A 19310-nucleotide genomic window follows, 5' to 3' on the forward strand; every position below is an offset into this window, starting at 1 on the left:
AACCTAACTTACAATAAAAAATTAGCTGACTAATAAAAATTTTCAATTTTTTCTTGCTATTTAGTTTTAAAAATGATACAATAGACAGGATGTGAAAGCATTAATTACGATGTTCCTCTGTTAATCAAGCATTAATAACGAGCATTTTGTAAAAAAAGGAGAAAGAATAATGAGCAAAATCATTGAAGCGGTAACTAAATCGCAATTAAGATCAGATATTCCTGAATTTAAAGCCGGGGATACAGTAAGAGTACATGTTCGTATCGTAGAAGGTGGACGTGAACGTATCCAACAATTTGAAGGAGTAGTTATTAAACGTCGTGGTGGCGGAATTTCTGCTACATATACTGTACGTAAAATTTCTAACGGTGTTGGTGTAGAAAGAACATTCCCTGTTCATACTCCAAAAGTTGAGAAAATTGAAGTAGTACGTAAAGGTAAAGTTAGACGTGCTAAATTGTATTATCTACGTAATTTACGTGGTAAAGCTGCTCGTATCAAAGAAATTCGATAAGAAAAAATTAAAGGATAATCCCATTATCAATTAGATTTTGGGATTATTTTTTATGTAAATTATATGGTATAATAAAAGGGAATACGATTGAAAGAGTGATAATATGAAAAAAATAATAGTCAAAAATTTAGTAAAAGAATACGGAGAAAATGATAACAAAGTAATTGCGAACGATAATATAAATTTTGAAATAGACGAAGGGGAATTTGTTGTTATATTAGGACCCAGCGGAGCGGGGAAAAGTACCCTGTTAAATATTATTGGAGGTATGGATTCAGCAACATCGGGTTCAATAAAAATATTTGGTAAGGAAATAGTAGCTTTAGATGATAAAGAATTAACAAAGTATCGTAGAGAAAAAATTGGTTTTGTTTTCCAATTCTATAACTTAATACCGAATTTAACCGTTTTGGAAAATGTAGAATTGGCTGAACAAATAGTAAAGAGTCCAAAATCGGCTGAAGAAATATTAAAAATTGTTGGCTTAGAACATAGATTACATAACTTCCCAAGTCAAATATCCGGCGGTGAGCAACAACGAGTAGCTATAGCACGTGCAATAGCTAAAAATCCTGATGTTTTACTTTGTGATGAACCGACAGGGGCGTTAGACTATAAAACAGGGAAAAGTATACTAAAAATCTTAAAAGAGTATTGTCAAAATGAAAATAAAACGGTTATTATTATTACTCACAACAGTTCAATAGCACAAGCGGCGGATAAGGTAATAGAAATTTATGATGCAAAAGTAAAAGATATTATTATCAATAAAAATCCAAAAAGTATAGACGAAATAGAGTGGTAGTGTTATGAAAGCAATAAATAAAGACATTTTTAGAGAAATATTAAAAACAAAAGCAAAATTTATTTCTATAATGATAATAATGTTTTTAGGTGTTTTTATATTCGTCGGTTTAAAAGAAACATCTCCAACTATGGAAAATACCTACAATAAACACCTTGAAAAATACAATTTTTATGATTTAAGAATTACACATAATTTTGGAATTAGTGATGATGACCTGAATGTTATAAAAAAATTAGATAACATTTCAGAATTAGAAAAGTATTATATAAAAAAATTGCAGATAAATAATAATGGTGATTATTTAAACGTAGAATCGCTACCTGAAAAATTAGCAACACCAAAAATAACTTCCGGACAACTCCCTAAAAATAATAAGGAAATAGCATTGGTGGAATCATTGCAAAATAAATATAAAATCGGTGATACCATCACATTCAATCAAAATGATAGCGACGAAAATAAGTTAAAAGAAACAAGTTATAAACTGGTAGGTTTTGTTCAAGGGGCAGATCATATTGAAGTTTCAAATCATAACTTAGCGAATAAAGATTACTTCGGTTATGTAATTAAAGAAAATTTTTCTTTTAAAAATGCAACCGGAGTAAACATAAAACTAACAAATATTAAATATAAGTATAGTGATAAAAATTACACAAAAGAAGTAAATAAAAGTAGAGATAATTTAATAGAGCAACTTCAAGTACAGCAGAGAATAGATGAAAAAAATTATTTAGAAGTTAATAAGAAAAAATTGCAGGAAAATGAGCAAAAGATAATTGAAGCGGAAAAAACTCTAAAAGATACAAAAGATCAGGTGGAAGCACTAAAAAATATTGATATTAATCAGTATAATCAACAAGTAAAAAAAATAACTGAATCGGAATTGAAAATTAAAGAGAATAAAAAACAGCTTAATGTAGCAAAACGAAGTTTAGAAAATGAAACTTATCCAAGATTTAATGTTGAAAATATTAGAGGATTGAAAAATTATGCTCAATTTATTGATTCAGCTGCCAGTTTAACTTTTGTAGCTAATGTATTTTCTATATTTTTATTTGTAGTATCTATCTTGGTTTCATTGACGACTTTAACCAGAATGATAGATGAAAATAGGATAAATATAGGAACATTAAAATCTTTAGGATACAGCAACTGGCAAATTTCTAAAAAATATTATATTTATGGGGTGTTATCAACTTTAATTGGAACAATATTAGGTATAATAGGAGCTTATTTAGTTATTGTACCGGTGGTTTATAATTCATATGCCAGATTTTTCACGCTGAATAAACCGGTATCAGTCTACAGCCCGTTAATTTTAATATCAGCATTTGGTATAGCTGTAGGTTGTATAATTTTATCAATTTTTATACCACTTAGAAAAAACCTTAAAGAAAAAAGTGCTTATTTGTTAAGACCTAAAGCACCTAGTGGAGGTAGTAGAATATTTTTAGAAAAAATTTCTTTCATTTGGAGAAGATTAACCTTTTTAAGAAAGGTAACATTTAGAAATATTTTTCGTTATAAAATAAGAATGCTTATGACTATTTTTGGCGTTACGGGATGCTTAGCGCTAATGTTTATAGGTTTTGGAATACGCTATGGCGTCATAGACATATCTAACGAACAATTCAAAGTTATAAATAGAGTTGATATAGCAGCTACTTATAATCCATATATTGATGAAAAAGATGTCGATAATATTCAAAATGAAATTAATAATAATAACAATGTAATTAGAAGTGCAAAAGTGAATATGCAGTTAGCCACTATTGAAAAAAATCATGAGATATTGGACAGTATTCAGTTGCTAACCTTAGACGAAAGTAACTACAAAGATTATATATCATTAAAAGATAATTCAAAGGAATTGGATTTACCTCAAGATAGTGCGGTGATTAATGAAAAGCTGGCATATTTGCATAAACTGAATATAGGTGATAATTTTTCGGTAATCGTTAATGATAAGGAATATAGTTTAAAAGTAGGAGCGATTAATAAAAATTATTTCGGTCATACTATATATATAAATAAAAATTATTATGAAACTGTGTTCGGTAAAAAATATCAGGACAATACATTTTTAATAAAAACAAATGAAAACAGTGGTGTAGTAGAAGAGTTAACAAACACATTAAAAAATAATAAAGATATTGTTGGCGTAAGTGATAATTCAAAAATTCAGGAAACATTGGATAATTTTATAAAAGGTATAGATATTATTGTGGCAGTAATGGTACTTTGTTCAGTAACATTGGCATTAGTAGTGCTGTATAACTTAATTAATGTTAACGTTTCAGAACGTATTAGAGAACTCTCAACGATAAAAGTGCTTGGTTTTTATCCAAAGGAAGTGACGATATATGTTTTTAGAGAAATATTCTATTTGAGCGGTGTTGGAATAATATTGGGGAATTATCTCGGCTATAGATTATATTTAAGAATAATCTTGGAACTGGCAGGAAGGAATATGATGTTTAGTAGTAGAGTACCTGTTATTGTCTATGCCTTGGCAACAGGAGTTACTATATTAATAACTATAGTTGTAACGTTAATCATGCACAGAAAACTGAAAAAAGTAAATATGGTAGAAGCACTTAAAGCTATAGAGTAGTTATAAAAAATATTATTATTTTTAAGGAGATGATATAATGACGATTACTGTTACAAAAAAGGCACAAGAATATTTAGTAAAAAAACAAAGATATAACATAATTATAACTTTAGATGAGATATTATGTTGAGGAGGAAGAAAGAGAAAAGCTATTACGATTTTAGCAAAGAAAAATTTTTCTAATAGAAATAATTTTACAGAATATAAAACAGGAGAATTTAAAATTTTTATAGCATCAAATCTTATTTTAGATAAAAATAATGTAACGATAGATATAAATAAATTTTTATTTACTTCGCAATTAACTCAAACAGGAGTTAGTTATTAAAAAAAACTAATTACACTTTCATAAAGAGGTGTAATTAGTTTTTTTAAAATAGTTTAGAAAATTACTTATAATTTTATTTTACCATTTCACCGGTTTTTTGTTTTTCTTCTTCTTTTTTGTGCTTATCAATGTATATTTTTTTCATAATACCGATTACGATAGATAGGGCGAATAGACACATTAAACCTATAAACAGATTTCTTGCTCCGCCTGAAAGTGTACCTCCAACATAAGAATAAATGATAGTTGCCGGAAGTTGTCCGATACCTGTCGCAATAAAGAATTTCCAGAATCCCATATTGGTTAAACCGGCAGCATAACTGACAAAGTCGAATGATACAAACGGTAATAAACGACAGATTAAAATAGCACGATCTCCATAACGTTCGAAGAAAACATCAATACTGGCCATAGCACCTTTACTTGTTAATTTTTCAACAACATCACGACCTAAACCACGTGCTATATAGAAACACACAGCAGCACCTGCCATGGCAGATGACCAAGAAAGGACAGCACCGATTACCCAACCGAAAATAGCAGCATTAGATAATGTAATTAAGAATGCCGGTATAGGAGCGGCGATTGATTGTAAAATCATTAAAATAAATGATACTACGGCTGCCCACGCTCCCCAACTACGAAGATACTCAATAACAGCATTAGTATCAAACTGTGATAGCGTTGCAAATGCCGTGTTAATTCCTGATTTAAAACTAGGGACAGTAAAATAAATTGCAAAGAACAGTGCGAAGGCAACAATAGTAATAATACGTGCATTTCTACGTTGTTTTTTACGTTTAGCTTCTTCTTCCGGATTTACTTCACGTAAGTCACTAAGTTTAACCTCTTCTTCCTTAATTTTTTTAAGCTCTTCACGACTATAAACTTTTTGATATTTAGAACGAGTGTAGACTATATAGAAGTTAATAATATTTACCAGTACAATGATAACAAGAAGCGGTGTATGAATCTGTTTAACTGACGTTAATCCAAGTGCTTCTTTAGTAATATAAAATAGAATATTCATTCTACCGGCAATAAGCATCATTATTAAAACAAGTCCTTCAATAATGAAGAATCCATATTTGTTGCCGATTTTTTTAAAGACAAAACCTGTCATAATACCATATAGCGTCCAAACATACATTATAAGACTTTCATCAGCTAACATTGCATATTGAACGAAAAATGACAGCAACACTGCAAAAAAATAACCTAAGGCTATTCCAATAGTAGTGAAGTAAAATAGTAATCTTAAACGTTTCATTAAATCTCTCCAATCTTTTAAAATAAAAGTCGAGAGTATCAGAACAGCAGATACTCCGACTGAATATAAATTTAATTAATTATTTTTTTACACTGTAAATAACAGCAACGTATGTTCCGTCTTCCGGTAAAACATCTTGGTTACCGGTGAATTTAACCTCTTTACGTTTTTCAACAGCTCCATAAGTGTAAGTAGAATTTGAAATGATACCCACCGGACAACTATCTAGGCAAGAAAGACAACCGGTATTTTTTTCTTTAGCATTTTTTAAGTTTCCGCCAAAATGGAATTCAATTTTTTTACCGTTGCTATCTTTTACTACTTCGTTAATATCATAATCTTTGTTAGCACCGTTCCAAGTTACTTTTGTATCGATTATATCACCTTCAACATGAGTAGTTTCCGCATTGTTAGCATTCATATTTTCACCGGGTTTAGCACCGATTTCGATAAGTGCGTTGTAAAAATCTTCCGGTTTAGCAAATGCTGTAAAGATAGATTTAGCACCATTAGTTCCGCTTTGTTCAACAGAATTATGACGAGTAGATTGCTCGAAATATTTACCGTTAACTTTAGTTAGTACTGTGACAGTACCTGCCTCTTTGTCCACTTTTAGCGGTTTATCTAAAGAAACTCCTTTTACATAGTCAGCAGGCTGATTAGAATTTTGTGTAGATGAATTATTGTTGTTGCTATTGCTACAACCGGCAAGCGTAACTAATAATCCTGCAGACATTAAGACAGATAATATTTTTTTCGATTTCATTACGAAATACCCCCTGAAATGATTTTTGTATTTGTATTATAACATTTATATAAAAACTAAACAATAATATTTTGATAAAAACATTATTATATAAATAGCTAGAAAATATTTTTTATAGAAATTTAATTGTTTAACAAAAAATATTTTTTTATAAAAATTATGGATAGATAAAATTATATTTTAATAAAACGTTAATAAATATAATTTAACTTTTAAAAATATTTAATTATTATATAAATAAAGTTTTAAAAAAATTATATTTTAAAATATAATAATGAAGTAGATGATAATTGTTTTAATTGATATTAACTATCAATTAACTAAGAGGAATAATTATTTGAGAAATTTTCTCATAAAAGGGTAAAAGTGTACTATAGTATTAGCTAAGATATATAGTTTGTGGTATAATGTTTTAGTTACATATAAAATTTAGACAATAAAAAGGGGTGAGAAAGTGTTAATTCAACTTAATAATATAACAAAAAATTTTGTTGTTAATAAAATTTTTTCGAATGTAAAAATGGAGATAAATAATAAAGATAGAATAGCTATAGTCGGAAGAAATGGAGCGGGGAAAAGTACATTACTTAAAATTATAGCGGGTACTCTTAGCTTTGATACCGGAGAAAGAGCGGTATCTAAAGGAACCAGCATAGGTTATCTTTCACAAGAGTTTATTGTTAGAGAGGATTTATCGATATATGAAGAAATGATTACCTGTTTTTCTGAAATAATAGTCTTGGAAAAAGAATTAGAAAAACTTTCTTCTGAATTAACACCGGAAAATTTAGAAAAAGACTCTAAACTTCTTAATCGTTATGACAGGTTGCAAAATGAAGTTTTAACCCATAAGGATTATCATTATAAAAGTAAAATAGAGAGTGTTTTATTCGGTTTAGATTTTAAAAAAGAAGTATTTGATAAAAAAATAAGTACATTCTCCGGTGGTGAGAAAACTAGATTATCTATGGCAAAACTGCTTCTTAGTGAACCTGATGTTCTAATTCTTGATGAACCGACTAACCATCTTGATATGGAGAATGTAGCTTGGTTAGAAAATTATCTAGGTTCTTATGACGGTGCAATTGTTATAGTCAGCCACGATAGATATTTTTTAGATAAAGTAGTGAATGTAGTTTATAATCTTGAATTTGGGAAATTAAAAAAATATGTAGGGAACTATACCAAGTTTATAGTTCAATACGAAGATGATTATAGTAAACAATTAAAAGAATATAATAGTCAACAAAAAGATATAAAAAGACTGGAAGACTTTGTCCAAAAAAATATAGCTCGTGCTTCTACCAGTAAAATGGCAAAAAGCCGTCAAAAAGTGTTAGAAAAAATGGAGCTTATAGATAATCCTAAAAAAGATAACAGAGCAGCAAATATAGAGTTTAGAATAAAAGAACAAAGCGGACGAGATGTTCTAATGATAAACAACTTGACTGTGGGTTATGACAGTCAGATTGGAGAAAAATATAATTTTTCTATTTATAAAGGAGATAGAATAGCGGTAGTCGGAAAAAATGGTATTGGTAAATCTACTTTGATTAAAACAATAGCTAAAAGGCAAAATCCTCTTGGTGGGGCAGTTAGTTATGGCAGTAAAGTATCATTAGGCTACTATGATCAAAAACAAGCTGAATTTGAATCATCAAAAACCATTTTAAATGAGCTTTGGGACGAATACCCGTTAATGAAAGAAGCGGAAATAAGAAATGTTTTGGGAAGATTTCTTTTTAGAGGTGATGATGTTTTAAAAATTGTCAAAGATTTATCCGGCGGAGAAAAAGCAAGATTACAACTAGCTAAACTTATGCTAGAAAAGAATAATCTTTTAATATTGGACGAACCTACCAACCATTTAGATATAACCAGTAAACAAGTTTTAGAAGAAGCGTTGGAAAATTACGAAGGAACTATTTTGTTTGTCAGTCACGATAGATACTTTATTAATAAAATTGCCAATAAAGTCCTTGATATTACAGATAAGGGTTACAGTATTTATTTAGGAAATTATGATTATTATTTGGAAAAATTGGCACAAGAAAAGCTACTGGCGAGCTTAGAAGAAAAAGAAGTAGAAATAGAAAAAAAACAAGTAAATAGTTATATATTGGGTAAAGAAGAAAAAAAATATCTTCGAAAGCTGGAGAGAACTCGAGATGAAATAGTTGAAAAAATCGAAGAGTTGGAAAACCATATTTCTGAAATTAATTCAGAATTAATAAAAGAAGAAATTTACACAAATGCCATAAAAACTCAAGAATTTAATGAACAATTAAAAGTTATTAACGACCGACTGGATACTTTAAATGAAGAGTGGCTGATGGTAGAAGAAGAATTAGAAAGTTTGCGGGATTGATAGATGAAGATAAAAATTACAACCTATGTAGATGAAGAAAAACTTCTTGAGGAAAGCTATATTGGAGAATATTTTAATCAAAAAGAATATGAAAAAATAGAGTATTATGATAAAAATAATAAAAAAATAAAAATTTTTATTGACAAAATAAAAGAAAGTGTTAGTATAGAGAAAGATGATTTTAAAATTGATATAACTTATATTGTTAAAAAATCTAATTATAAAACTGAAATGGGGATAGTTAACCTTGCTATGCAGCTTATTAAGATAAAGAAAAAAGAACGTAATAATCTTGTTTTCTTTGAAATAAGTTATAATATTATTTTTAATCCCGATAACAAACAAAAAAATACATTGAAAATATTATTGAAACGCAATTAGAGTAATTTTATTAAGGAGGTATTGTAATTGAAAACTAAAATAGTAGAATTGTTGCAAAATTCTTTGAAAAAGTTAAATATAAACGATATAGAAGTTTATGTAGAAACACCGAAAAACACAAATAACGGAGATTTTTCTTCTAATGTTGCTATGCAGTTAACAAGAGTATTAAGAAAAAATCCGCGTATAATAGCCGAAGAGATAATTTCTAATATAGAAGATGATGAATCTGTTGAAAAAATTGAAATAGCAGGTCCCGGATTTATTAATTTTTATGTTAAAAAATCGAGCCTTGGCGGTATAATAGATAAAATTTTAAAAGAACGTGACGATTACGGGAAAACTGATGTAGGGAACGGCAAGAAAGTATTGTTAGAATATGTATCTGCTAACCCTACCGGAACACTTCATGTAGGTCACGCCAGAAATGCTGCCTATTCAGATTCTTTAGCCAGAATTATGAAAAAGGCGGGTTATAATATTTCACGTGAATATTATATTAACGATGCAGGCAATCAAATTAATAACCTTGTTAGTTCCGCTATAGTTCGTTATAAACAAGCATTAGGTCTGGATGCAAAAATGCCAGAGGATGCTTACCATGGTGAAGATATTAAAACTCTCGGAAAAGAGTTAAAAGAAAAATTCGGCGACAGTCTATTATTACGTACCGATTTAGAAGAATTTATTCGTAATTATGCAATAGAATATGAACTGAATAATATAAAAAAAGATCTTGGTGATTTTGGTTTAGAGTACGATGTATATTTTAGCGAAAAATCATTATATCAAGAAGGTGCTATAGACAAAGCATTAGCTTCTTTGAAAGAACAAGGTTTTGTTTATGAAAAAGATGGAGCGTTATGGTTGGAAACCACAGCACTTGGAACCGGTGATGATAAAGACAGGGTATTGATTAAAGCGGACGGTGCATTGACGTATTTAACCAGCGATATAGCTTATCATAAAAATAAATTAGATCGCGGTTTTGATTTATTAATTGATGTTCTCGGAGCTGACCACCACGGATATATCGGTCGCTTAAAAGCCAGTATTGTGGCGATGGGGTATAAAGCAGAACAATTAGAGGTTCTAATTATGCAAATGGTTCAGTTATTAAATAACGGCGAAGTTGTAAAAATGAGTAAAAGAACAGGAAAATCTATTACGCTTCGTGATTTAATTGATGAGGTAGGAAAGGATGCTGCACGTTATTTTCTAGTAATGAGAAGTGCGGACAGTCATTTGGATTTCGATTTCGCAGTAGCTAAAGAACAATCCAATGATAATCCATTATATTATGTTCAATATGCACATGCACGTATTTGTTCAATATTACGTCAGGCTGAAGAACAAGGTTTTATTAATGTGACCGATTGTGATTATGAGTTATTAACAGATGATTATTCTGTAGATTTACTTAAAAATTTAGCATACTTCCCGGAGATTGTATCCCAAGCAGCTATAAATTATGAACCTCATAGAATTTGTAATTATTTACAAACTTTAGCAAGTTCATTCCATAAATTCTACAACAATAATAAAGTAATAACAGAGGATAAAGAACAGTCACAGAGTTATTTAGCATTAATAACTGCTGTTAAAACAACGATAAAAAATGCACTGGAACTAATCGGAGTATCAGCTCCGGAAAAAATGTAAAAGAAGGGATATAATAGATAATGACGAAATTAAAAGAATTAAGCGGTGAAAAAATAAAAGAAATGTCGTTAATAGACTTATGTTACGCATATATGATAGATGAAAAAATTGAGAAATTAAATATTTATGATTTTCTTGATTATATAAAACCGTTAAGAGAAGTAGATGAAGAAGAGTTTTCAGCTCAAGCAGCATATTTTTATACTGACTTAAATTTAGATGGAAGATTTATCTGTGTAGAAGATGGAAGTTGGAAATTAAGAGATACGCTGTTAGTTGAGGATATTAAGAGTTTTGTTGAACCAAGTGTTCAAAAATTTGAAATCGAAGATGAAGAACTTGATGAAATGGTTGATGAAGATGAAGAAGATGTTCATGACGAAGTTGACGAATTAATCGAAGAAGAAGACATAGAAGAAAATGATGAAGTCTATGACTTTGATAATGGCGGAATAGTATCTAAGTTTAATATAAACGAAGAAGAAGACGAATTTTAAGAATTAAACAATAAAAGCACCGAAAAATAAAAATTATCGGTGTTTTCATATTGATTGCTAATTTATTCTAAATAGGATATAATGGACAAAGTCAGTAAAATATAAAGTAATAATTGTAATACAGGTTTTAAGTTTTGTAAGTGAATAAAGATATTCTATTTATTTTATTTATTATCTTTAAAAGCAAGAATACGATTGATTATTGATAATAAAAAATAAAAGGAGATTGTAACTTATGAAACAAGGTACAGTAAAATGGTTCAACGAGGAAAAAGGATTCGGATTTATTTCTGTAGAGGGTGAAAAAGATGTATTCGTACACTTCTCTAGTATCCAAAAAGAAGGATTTAAAACTTTAAAAGAAGGCGAAAAAGTAGAATTCGAAGTAGAAGAAGGAAATCGCGGACCGCAAGCAGCTAACGTAGTTGCTCTATAAATAATGAAAACAAAAAGAAAGTTCTGTTGATAATCAAAGGAACTTTCTTTTTATATTAAATCTTTAAAAACAATGTAAATATAATTGAAAATATAAAAAAGTAAGTGATAATATTTAATTGATATTAATATATATAGATTAAAATAATTATAAAATTTAACATAAGGGTTAAATAATGAATTTATAAGGTGTATTATTAGATTTATTAAAATATGTCAATATAGAAAATTTTAAAATATTTGATATTTTTTCTTTTAAAAAAATTAAATAAAATGAATATATATTTTTTTAGTAATAAAAATATATAATTTTCATAATAAGTTTTCTTACTAAAATTTTTATTGATTTATGAGAATTTATATAATATAATGAAAGCGTAACACATAAATTATTTATTAGGAGGATATAATTATGGAGAATGTTGAAAAAATGAAGCACCCCAAAGGGCTACATCTGGTTAACGTTGTAACCGTGTTACAAAACTTATATGCTTACGGTATTATAGGATTTTTAATTCTATTCTTTACTGCCAGTACAGCAGAAAACGGATTAGGATTGGATAGAGGTTTTGCTTCAGAATTATACGGTTATTATGGTGCTTTAGGTTATATGATGGCACTTGTAGGTGGTTGGTTAGCGGATAAATATTTAGGTATCCAAAAATCGATTATTTTAGGAACATTGTTCAGCTGTTTTGGATATGTAGCACTATATTTTTCCACCAGTGAACTGTGGACAGTAATAGCCAGCTTATTATTACTTTTAATAGCAGCCGGTATAGGTAAGGGTAACATTAGTGCGTTGGTAGGTGCGTTATATGAACGTGACCAAGTAACTATGAAAGACGCCGCATACAGTATTTATTATATGGCTATTAATATAGGAAGCCTATTCGGACCGATTATCTTCGGTTTAATGACAGACAGTTGGTTTGCTAAAGTCGGAAGTGACGGCAAAGTAATCTCTTATGGTTATCGTTATGGTTTCTTAGTGGCGGCAGCATTGGCATTTGTTCAATTTTTAGTTTTTGCTTTATTTGCACCTTCTTGGTTAAAAGAAAAAGGTAAATATCCTGTAGCAAGTAAAAAAGCTAAAAAATCAGTAAATCATCCATTAACTAAAATTGATATCGATAGAATGAAAGCTATGGCTATACTATTTGTATTCTCAACATTGTTCTGGTCTGCATGGTATCAAACACAAACATCATTTGCAATTCTTACACAAAAAGCAGTAGATAGAACAATATTCGGTTGGACAGTTCCTACACCGTGGTTAATTTCATTTAACGGATTATTATGTGCAGCATTAGCGCCTGCATTCGGTGCATTGTGGGTTAAACTAAGTAAAACTAAACACGGGGATTTGGATACCGGAACTAAAATGGGTCTAGGCATGATACTTTCAGGTATAGCATTTGGAGTTATGATTTTAGGTGTTAACACTATTGGTGGAAATATAGAATCAGGTGCTAAAATGAATATATCATATATTTTAATAACTTATGTGTTGTTAACTATAGGAGAATTACTACTTTCTCCAATTGGAATGTCATTGTTTAACAAATTATCACCGGCTAAATACGCATCATTATCAATGGGTATCTGGTATATGACATTCTCATTATCAAATATTATTTCAGGATATTTAGCAAAACTAACAGTAAAATTAAGCTTTACTCAAGTATTTACTTACATTGGTGCGATAGTATTAATATTCGGTATAGTGTTGCTTCTAATTAAAGGTCGCTTAAATGATATGATGCACATAGATAAACTTGAAGAAGAAGCAAAAGCGATAGCTCAAGAAGAAAATTAATAAAAATTTACTTAAATAAAAAATTATAATAGATGAAATTTGGTTTACATATTTACGATTTTTAATAAAAACAGAATTGATAATTAAAGTTTTTGAGTAAAAATGTTCCTAAATAGAAAAAATTATGTTAAAATATCAACATATAGTATTTTATTTGGGGGAAATCATGAATAAGTTTTTTAAAATCTATTTAGAATTAAGAGAAAAAATAGAAAACAGGCAATATAGATATAACAGTCTGTTGCCAAGTGAAAACGAATTGGCGAAAGAATACGGTGTATCTAGGGAAACTATTAGAAAAGCACTTTTACTGTTACTAGAAAATGGTTATATTCATAAAATTCAAGGGAAGGGTTCTATTGTTTTAGATATTCATAAATACAGAGTACCGGTTTCAGGGCTTATAAGTTTCAAAGAAATACAAGAACTTCAAAATACGGTTTCTACTACAAAAGTAATAGAAAACAAGGAAATAGAAGCTCCGGAATTTTTAATAAAACTCGGTCTGGCTAAAAGAGGAGAAAAACTGATTTATTTGTTAAGACAGAGATTTATAGATGGTGAAGCTGTTATTTTAGATAAAGACTATATCAAGAAAACTTTTATAGAAAACGTTCCGACAAGACAGGTAGAAGATTCATTGTATGACTATTTGGAAGATGAGATGGGGATTAAAATTTCATATGGTAATAAACACTTTGAAATAGAGCCGATAAATGAAGAAGACAAGAACTATATTGATTTGAACGATAATAAGCATATTGCAGTTGTAAAGGGCGATGTATATACGGAAGGAACAGATTTTCTTCATTATACGGAAAGTCGCCACAGGGTAGACAAATTTCATTTTTCAGAGTTTGCACGTAGAACAAATAAAAAATAATCTTAAAGAGAGTATATGTTAGTAGCCGGCTAATATATACTCTTTTACATTTCGGTAAAAAAATTTATAAAATATTTTGTTATAGTAAAAGCAAAGAAAAGAGTAGAATAAAGGTGGAAGATTAGAAAATAAAATAAAAAATATGTATTAAATTTTTAAGTCGGAAAATCAAAAAAATATTTATTGAAAAAAAATAAAATACAAGGTATAATATTAATTAAGTTTTAAATTTCCGGGAAATAATTTCTCAGAGTTTTGGAGGGGGACCATGAAAGTAATATATTTTTCTTTAACAGGAAACTGTAAACGATTTGTTGAACGCTGTAAAATACCTGTCGAAGATGTACTGGATTTGTGGGAAGTAGATTATGATGTAGATTTTGACTATATACTTGTCACACCGACGATTGGTTTTGGGAAAGTACCTGATGATGTTATTACGTTTTTAGAACAAAATGGTAAGCATCTGGTCGGTGTAGTTGGGAGTGGTAATAAAAATTGGGGAAATCGTTTCGCTAAGGCATCAGAAACAATTAGCAAACAATATAATGTGCCATTGTTAATGAAAATAGAATTACATGGTAATACTAGAGATTTAATTAAATTCAAGAAAATTTATTTGGAGAGTACAAAGAATGGAAAAATTTAACCATATTGAATTAAATAATGAGGTAACGAAACGTGGTGAAACAGGTTTTTTCAAATTAGAAAAAGACCAAGAAGCCATTGAGGAGTTTCTTCGTGAAGTAGATTATAAAACCGTAAAGTTTAGTTCGGAAATTAAACGATTACGTTACTTAGTGAGAGAAAATTTTTATTATAATATTTTTGATAAATATATTGAAGATGAAATATTAGAATGCTTAGAACTGGCTGCAAACTTTAAATTCAAGTTTAAAAGTTACATGGCAGCAAGTAAATTTTATAAAGATTATGCTCTAAAAACAAATGATAAAAAACAATATTTGGAAAACTTTAACCAACACGTATTTATCGTTGCAATGTATCTAGCCGATGGTGATGTAAATCTCGCTAAAGAACTAATTATTGCAATGCTTGAACAACGTCTTCAACCTGCGACACCGACATTTTTAAATTCCGGACGTAGTCGTCGTGGAGAATTAGTATCATGTTTCTTACTGGAAGTAGGCGACTCACTAAATTCTATTAATTACATTGATTCTACGGCAAAACAACTTTCAAAAATTGGAGGTGGGGTAGCTATTAATCTATCTAAACTTCGTGCACGTGGAGAAAGTATTAAAGGAATAAAAGGAGTGGCTAAGGGTGTTATACCTGTTGCTAAATCTCTTGAACAAGGTTTTGCCTATGCAGATCAGCTGGGACAACGCCCCGGTGCAGGAGCGGTTTATTTGAATATCTTTCACTATGATGTGTTGGAATTTTTGGATACTAAAAAAGTAAATGCTGATGAAGAGTTACGTTTACCGACTATTTCAACCGGAATTATAGTGCCGTCCCTATTTTTTGAGTTGGCTAAAGATAATAAAGACTTTTATATGTTTGGGCCACATTCAATTTATGAAGAATACGGATTGGTTCTTGATGATATTGATTTAGCAAAATATTATGATGAATTTGTAGATAATGAAAATATATTAAAACGCAAATACAACGCTCGTGATATGTTAAATTTAATTGCACAAACACAACTTCAATCAGGGTATCCGTATTTAATGTTTAAAGATAATGCAAACAAACATCATGCGTTAAAAGATATTGGACAGGTTAAAATGAGTAATCTATGTACGGAAATTTTCCAATTACAAGAAACATCAATTATTAAAGATTATGGAGAAGGAGATATTATAAAACGTGATATTTCATGTAATCTTGCGTCATTAAATATTGTAAATGTAATGGAGAGTAAAAAAATTAAAGAATCTATTTATTCCGGCATGGATGCCTTAACGTTTGTCAGTGATTCAACCAAGATAAAAAATGCCCCCGGTGTAGTAAAAGCTAATGAAGAATTTCATTCAGTAGGTTTAGGTGCGATGAACTTAAACGGTTATTTAGCAAAAAACTTAATAGCCTATGAGAGCGAAGAGGCAAAAGATTTTGCCAATGTTTTCTTTATGATGATGAACTACTACACATTAGAACGTTCGATGCAGATTGCAAAAGCTCGCAATACAACTTTTAAAGATTTTGAAAAATCTGATTATTATAGTGGGAGTTATTTTGATAAATACGTAGAACAAGATTTCTTTCCACAGACAGATAAGGTTAAAATCTTGTTTGAAGATATTTATATCCCAACTAAAGAAGATTGGCGTAGTTTAAAAAATAGAGTAAAAGAAAATGGCTTATATCATGCTTATAGAATGGCGATTGCACCGACACAAAGTATTTCGTATGTTCAAAACTCAACCTCAAGTGTCTTACCAATCGTTGATAAAATTGAACGTAGAACATATGGAAACGCTGAAACATTTTATCCGATGCCATACTTAAGCCCAAAAACGCAATGGTATTATAAATCGGCATTTACGATGGATCAAATGAAATTAATTGATTTAATGGCAGTAATTCAAGAACATATTGATCAAGGTATTTCTGTAATTTTATATGTAAATTCAGATATTACAACAAGAGAATTAGCTAGATATTATATCTATGCTCATTATAAAGGACTAAAATCCCTATATTATACACGTAATAAACTTCTATCAGTAGAAGAATGTACATCATGTTCAATATAATAAGAGAAAGGAATCATAGATGAAAGCAGTAAACTGGAATAAACAAGATGACTTAACATTTATGTATTGGCGACAAAATATTGCACAGTTTTGGGTTGATACGGAGTTTAAGGTATCAAAAGATATAAAAAGTTGGAATGAAGACTTAAATGACAAAGAACGTGATACTTATAAAAAAGTATTGGCAGGACTAACCGGACTTGACACTCAACAAGGAGATATTGGAATGCCCTTAGTATCTCTTCACACCGAGGATATGCGTAAACAAGCTGTATATAGTTTTATGGGAATGATGGAGCAGATTCATGCCAAGAGCTATTCAACAATTTTTACATCCTTAATATCAAGTCAAGAAACGGATTATTTATTAGACGAATGGGTACCAAGTAATAAAGAGTTACAATTTAAAGCGAGAATTATTGAAAAATATTATTTAAAACTTTTTAAACAAGAAGTAGAAAATTATGATTTATATATGGCACGAGTTGCTTCTGTATTTTTAGAAAGCTACATTTTTTACAGCGGGTTCTTTTATCCGTTATACTTAGCAGGGCAAGGAAAAGTAACCACATCAGGAGAAATTATCCGTAAGATTTTATTAGATGAAACTATTCACGGTAGTTTTACCGGCTTTGATGCACAGGAGGTTTTCAAAACATTAACTCCCGAAGAACAAGAGCGTGCGAATAAAGAAATGTATAAACTATTATTAGATTTATATGAAAACGAACTGATATATACCCAAGATATTTACGGTGAAATAGGATTGTACGAAGAAGTAAAAGATTATGTTGAATACAATGCAAATCGTGCCTTGGCAAACTTAGGTTATCCGGGATATTTTGAAGATAAGGATATTAATCCTATTATTGAAAATGCGATGAATACCTCTACTAAAAATCATGATTTCTTTAGTGTAAAGGGTGATGGTTATGTAGTAAGTATGAACGTCGAATCAATAGAAGATGAAGATTTTATTTTTGACTAGGAGTAAATATCATGAAAATATTGTTGGTAAGACATGGTGAAACGGATTATAATAAAAACAGAAAAATTCAAGGACATAGCGATATAGAACTGAATGCTACGGGGATAGCTCAAGCAACAAAAGCTGCTGATAAAATCTTAGAATTTAATATAGACTTGGCATTTAGTAGTCCCTTAAAAAGAGCTGTAAAAACGGCAGCTCTTATGCTTGAACATTCAGGGAATAATAACTTTATTATAGAAAAAGACAATAGATTGATAGAAAAATATTTTGGAGATTTTGAGGGAGTGACCTTTGATGAATATTTTACAGCTTTAGAAAATAATAAAGGTTTAGAAACTATAGAAACTGATGCTGAAGTATTTAAAAGAACAAATGACTTTTTTGCGTCAAAATATAATTCTCATGAAGATAAAACTATTTTGGTAGTTTGTCATGGAGCTTTGATTAGAATTTTTTTGCGAACATTAGGTCTTTACCCTAAAACAAATATACTAATAAATAATACAGCATTAAATGTAATAGATTTTGATGGGAAAAACTTTACATTGGAACAATTTAATATATAATAATATATAAAAGCAGGACAAATAAATAATTTAATGTTCTGCTTTATTTGTTAAAAGTATATAATAATTAAAGAAAGTGAGAATGATATGAGAATTATTTTAGCAAGACATGGTGAAACGGACTATAATAAAGGTAAAAAGGTACAAGGGCATAGTGACATTCCGCTTAATAAAGAGGGGATAAAGCAAGGAAAAGAAGCGGGTAAAAAAATAGAAGGATACAAAATAGATACGGCATATAGTAGCACCTTGGGAAGAGCATTTGATACCGCACGTTATATGTTGGATAATTCAAATAGCGAAAATAATTCTAAACTTAAAGTGAACAAAGATAAACGTTTAATAGAAAAATCTTATGGAGGATACGAGGGAGTTTCTTTTAAAGAATATAGTGCGGGTCTTACAGCAGGAGAATTTCGTGGAATGGAAACAGATGCAGAAGCAGCTGATAGAGTAGAAGAATTTTTCAAAGAAAAACATAAAGAACATCAAAACGAAATTATTTTAGCGGTGTGTCATGGTGGATTAATTCGTTCATTTCTTACTGAAAAAGGTATAAAAAAAGTAGGACGAGGTACTATTATTAATACATCGGTAAGTATTTTGGATTATGACGGAGAGAATTTTACATTAATAGAGTTTAATAAATAGCAATTAATAAGAAATTAGTTAAGGTACGGTT

17 protein-coding genes are annotated in these 19310 nt (G+C 29.6%); 15 read left to right on the forward strand and 2 right to left on the reverse strand.

Going from position 1 to position 19310, the window contains the following annotated elements:
• Positions 1-169 precede the first annotated feature (169 nt).
• The 3 genes from rplS to AXE85_RS01980 all read left to right on the forward strand — a co-directional run bounded on the left by rplS (position 170) and on the right by AXE85_RS01980 (position 3936).
• The gene (rplS, locus tag AXE85_RS01970; RefSeq protein ID WP_062172870.1) at positions 170-514 is read left to right on the forward strand and encodes a 50S ribosomal protein L19; all 345 of its coding nucleotides are present in this window, start codon (positions 170-172) and stop codon (positions 512-514) included.
• A 103-nt stretch (positions 515-617) separates the two neighbouring features.
• On the forward strand, positions 618-1319 hold the full coding sequence (locus AXE85_RS01975) for an ABC transporter ATP-binding protein (RefSeq protein ID WP_062172872.1): 702 nt from the start codon (positions 618-620) through the stop codon (positions 1317-1319).
• A gap of 4 nt (positions 1320-1323) precedes the next feature.
• Positions 1324-3936: an FtsX-like permease family protein gene (locus AXE85_RS01980; protein WP_062172874.1), complete on the forward strand. Its 2613-nt coding sequence runs from the start codon at positions 1324-1326 to the stop codon at positions 3934-3936.
• Between the two features lie 401 nt (positions 3937-4337).
• Here AXE85_RS01980 and AXE85_RS01985 read toward each other — a convergent pair whose 3' ends face one another.
• Entirely contained in the window at positions 4338-5534 is a 1197-nt protein-coding gene (locus AXE85_RS01985) for a TVP38/TMEM64 family protein (RefSeq protein ID WP_062172875.1), read from the reverse strand.
• Between the two features lie 79 nt (positions 5535-5613).
• On the reverse strand, positions 5614-6300 hold the full coding sequence (locus tag AXE85_RS01990; protein WP_062172877.1) for a YdjY domain-containing protein: 687 nt from the start codon (positions 6298-6300) through the stop codon (positions 5614-5616).
• A 454-nt stretch (positions 6301-6754) separates the two neighbouring features.
• Here AXE85_RS01990 and AXE85_RS01995 point away from each other — a divergent pair, with 454 nt between their 5' ends.
• From AXE85_RS01995 to AXE85_RS02050, 12 genes are all read left to right on the forward strand, one after another.
• On the forward strand, positions 6755-8668 hold the full coding sequence (locus tag AXE85_RS01995) for an ABC-F family ATP-binding cassette domain-containing protein (protein ID WP_062172879.1): 1914 nt from the start codon (positions 6755-6757) through the stop codon (positions 8666-8668).
• Positions 8669-8671: 3 nt separating this feature from the next.
• Entirely contained in the window at positions 8672-9049 is a 378-nt protein-coding gene (locus AXE85_RS02000) for a hypothetical protein (protein WP_062172881.1), read from the forward strand.
• A gap of 27 nt (positions 9050-9076) precedes the next feature.
• Complete coding sequence (gene argS, locus AXE85_RS02005; RefSeq protein ID WP_062172883.1) at positions 9077-10711, forward strand: arginine--tRNA ligase; 1635 nt, start codon at positions 9077-9079, stop codon at positions 10709-10711.
• Positions 10712-10731: 20 nt separating this feature from the next.
• Positions 10732-11208, forward strand: coding sequence for a DNA-directed RNA polymerase subunit delta (gene rpoE / locus AXE85_RS02010; RefSeq protein ID WP_021752427.1), 477 nt, complete (start codon positions 10732-10734; stop codon positions 11206-11208).
• A gap of 235 nt (positions 11209-11443) precedes the next feature.
• Positions 11444-11644, forward strand: coding sequence for a cold-shock protein (locus tag AXE85_RS02015; RefSeq protein WP_021752428.1), 201 nt, complete (start codon positions 11444-11446; stop codon positions 11642-11644).
• Between the two features lie 411 nt (positions 11645-12055).
• Positions 12056-13462, forward strand: coding sequence for a peptide MFS transporter (locus AXE85_RS02020; RefSeq protein WP_062172886.1), 1407 nt, complete (start codon positions 12056-12058; stop codon positions 13460-13462).
• Positions 13463-13628: 166 nt separating this feature from the next.
• On the forward strand, positions 13629-14345 hold the full coding sequence (gene treR / locus AXE85_RS02025) for a trehalose operon repressor (protein ID WP_040460791.1): 717 nt from the start codon (positions 13629-13631) through the stop codon (positions 14343-14345).
• A 268-nt stretch (positions 14346-14613) separates the two neighbouring features.
• Positions 14614-14994, forward strand: a complete 381-nt coding sequence (gene nrdI, locus AXE85_RS02030; RefSeq protein ID WP_062172888.1) for a class Ib ribonucleoside-diphosphate reductase assembly flavoprotein NrdI — start codon at positions 14614-14616, stop codon at positions 14992-14994.
• Positions 14981-17071 carry a class 1b ribonucleoside-diphosphate reductase subunit alpha gene (gene nrdE / locus AXE85_RS02035; RefSeq protein WP_062172890.1) on the forward strand — a complete coding sequence of 697 codons (2091 nt, stop codon included), beginning with the start codon at positions 14981-14983 and terminating at the stop codon, positions 17069-17071. Before nrdI ends, nrdE begins: the two co-directional genes overlap by 14 nt.
• A 19-nt stretch (positions 17072-17090) precedes the next feature.
• Positions 17091-18059, forward strand: coding sequence for a class 1b ribonucleoside-diphosphate reductase subunit beta (gene nrdF, locus AXE85_RS02040; protein ID WP_021752530.1), 969 nt, complete (start codon positions 17091-17093; stop codon positions 18057-18059).
• An 11-nt stretch (positions 18060-18070) separates the two neighbouring features.
• Positions 18071-18628, forward strand: a complete 558-nt coding sequence (locus AXE85_RS02045) for a histidine phosphatase family protein (RefSeq protein WP_062172892.1) — start codon at positions 18071-18073, stop codon at positions 18626-18628.
• A gap of 87 nt (positions 18629-18715) precedes the next feature.
• Positions 18716-19279 (forward strand): histidine phosphatase family protein, encoded by a 564-nt coding sequence (locus tag AXE85_RS02050; RefSeq protein WP_062172893.1) that lies wholly within the window; start codon positions 18716-18718, stop codon positions 19277-19279.
• Positions 19280-19310 lie beyond the last annotated feature (31 nt).

The organism is Gemella sp. oral taxon 928 (assembly GCF_001553915.1).
Taxonomy (GTDB): domain Bacteria; phylum Bacillota; class Bacilli; order Staphylococcales; family Gemellaceae; genus Gemella; species Gemella massiliensis.

Coding starts and splice junctions, on each gene's coding strand:
- rplS (WP_062172870.1), top strand. CDS start 170: ATGAGCAAAATCATTGAAGCGGTAACTAAATCGCAATTAAGATCAGAT.
- AXE85_RS01975 (WP_062172872.1), top strand. CDS start 618: ATGAAAAAAATAATAGTCAAAAATTTAGTAAAAGAATACGGAGAAAAT.
- AXE85_RS01980 (WP_062172874.1), top strand. CDS start 1,324: ATGAAAGCAATAAATAAAGACATTTTTAGAGAAATATTAAAAACAAAA.
- AXE85_RS01985 (WP_062172875.1), bottom strand. CDS start 5,534: ATGAAACGTTTAAGATTACTATTTTACTTCACTACTATTGGAATAGCC.
- AXE85_RS01990 (WP_062172877.1), bottom strand. CDS start 6,300: ATGAAATCGAAAAAAATATTATCTGTCTTAATGTCTGCAGGATTATTA.
- AXE85_RS02000 (WP_062172881.1), top strand. CDS start 8,672: ATGAAGATAAAAATTACAACCTATGTAGATGAAGAAAAACTTCTTGAG.
- rpoE (WP_021752427.1), top strand. CDS start 10,732: ATGACGAAATTAAAAGAATTAAGCGGTGAAAAAATAAAAGAAATGTCG.
- AXE85_RS02015 (WP_021752428.1), top strand. CDS start 11,444: ATGAAACAAGGTACAGTAAAATGGTTCAACGAGGAAAAAGGATTCGGA.
- AXE85_RS02020 (WP_062172886.1), top strand. CDS start 12,056: ATGGAGAATGTTGAAAAAATGAAGCACCCCAAAGGGCTACATCTGGTT.
- treR (WP_040460791.1), top strand. CDS start 13,629: ATGAATAAGTTTTTTAAAATCTATTTAGAATTAAGAGAAAAAATAGAA.
- nrdI (WP_062172888.1), top strand. CDS start 14,614: ATGAAAGTAATATATTTTTCTTTAACAGGAAACTGTAAACGATTTGTT.
- nrdE (WP_062172890.1), top strand. CDS start 14,981: ATGGAAAAATTTAACCATATTGAATTAAATAATGAGGTAACGAAACGT.
- nrdF (WP_021752530.1), top strand. CDS start 17,091: ATGAAAGCAGTAAACTGGAATAAACAAGATGACTTAACATTTATGTAT.
- AXE85_RS02045 (WP_062172892.1), top strand. CDS start 18,071: ATGAAAATATTGTTGGTAAGACATGGTGAAACGGATTATAATAAAAAC.
- AXE85_RS02050 (WP_062172893.1), top strand. CDS start 18,716: ATGAGAATTATTTTAGCAAGACATGGTGAAACGGACTATAATAAAGGT.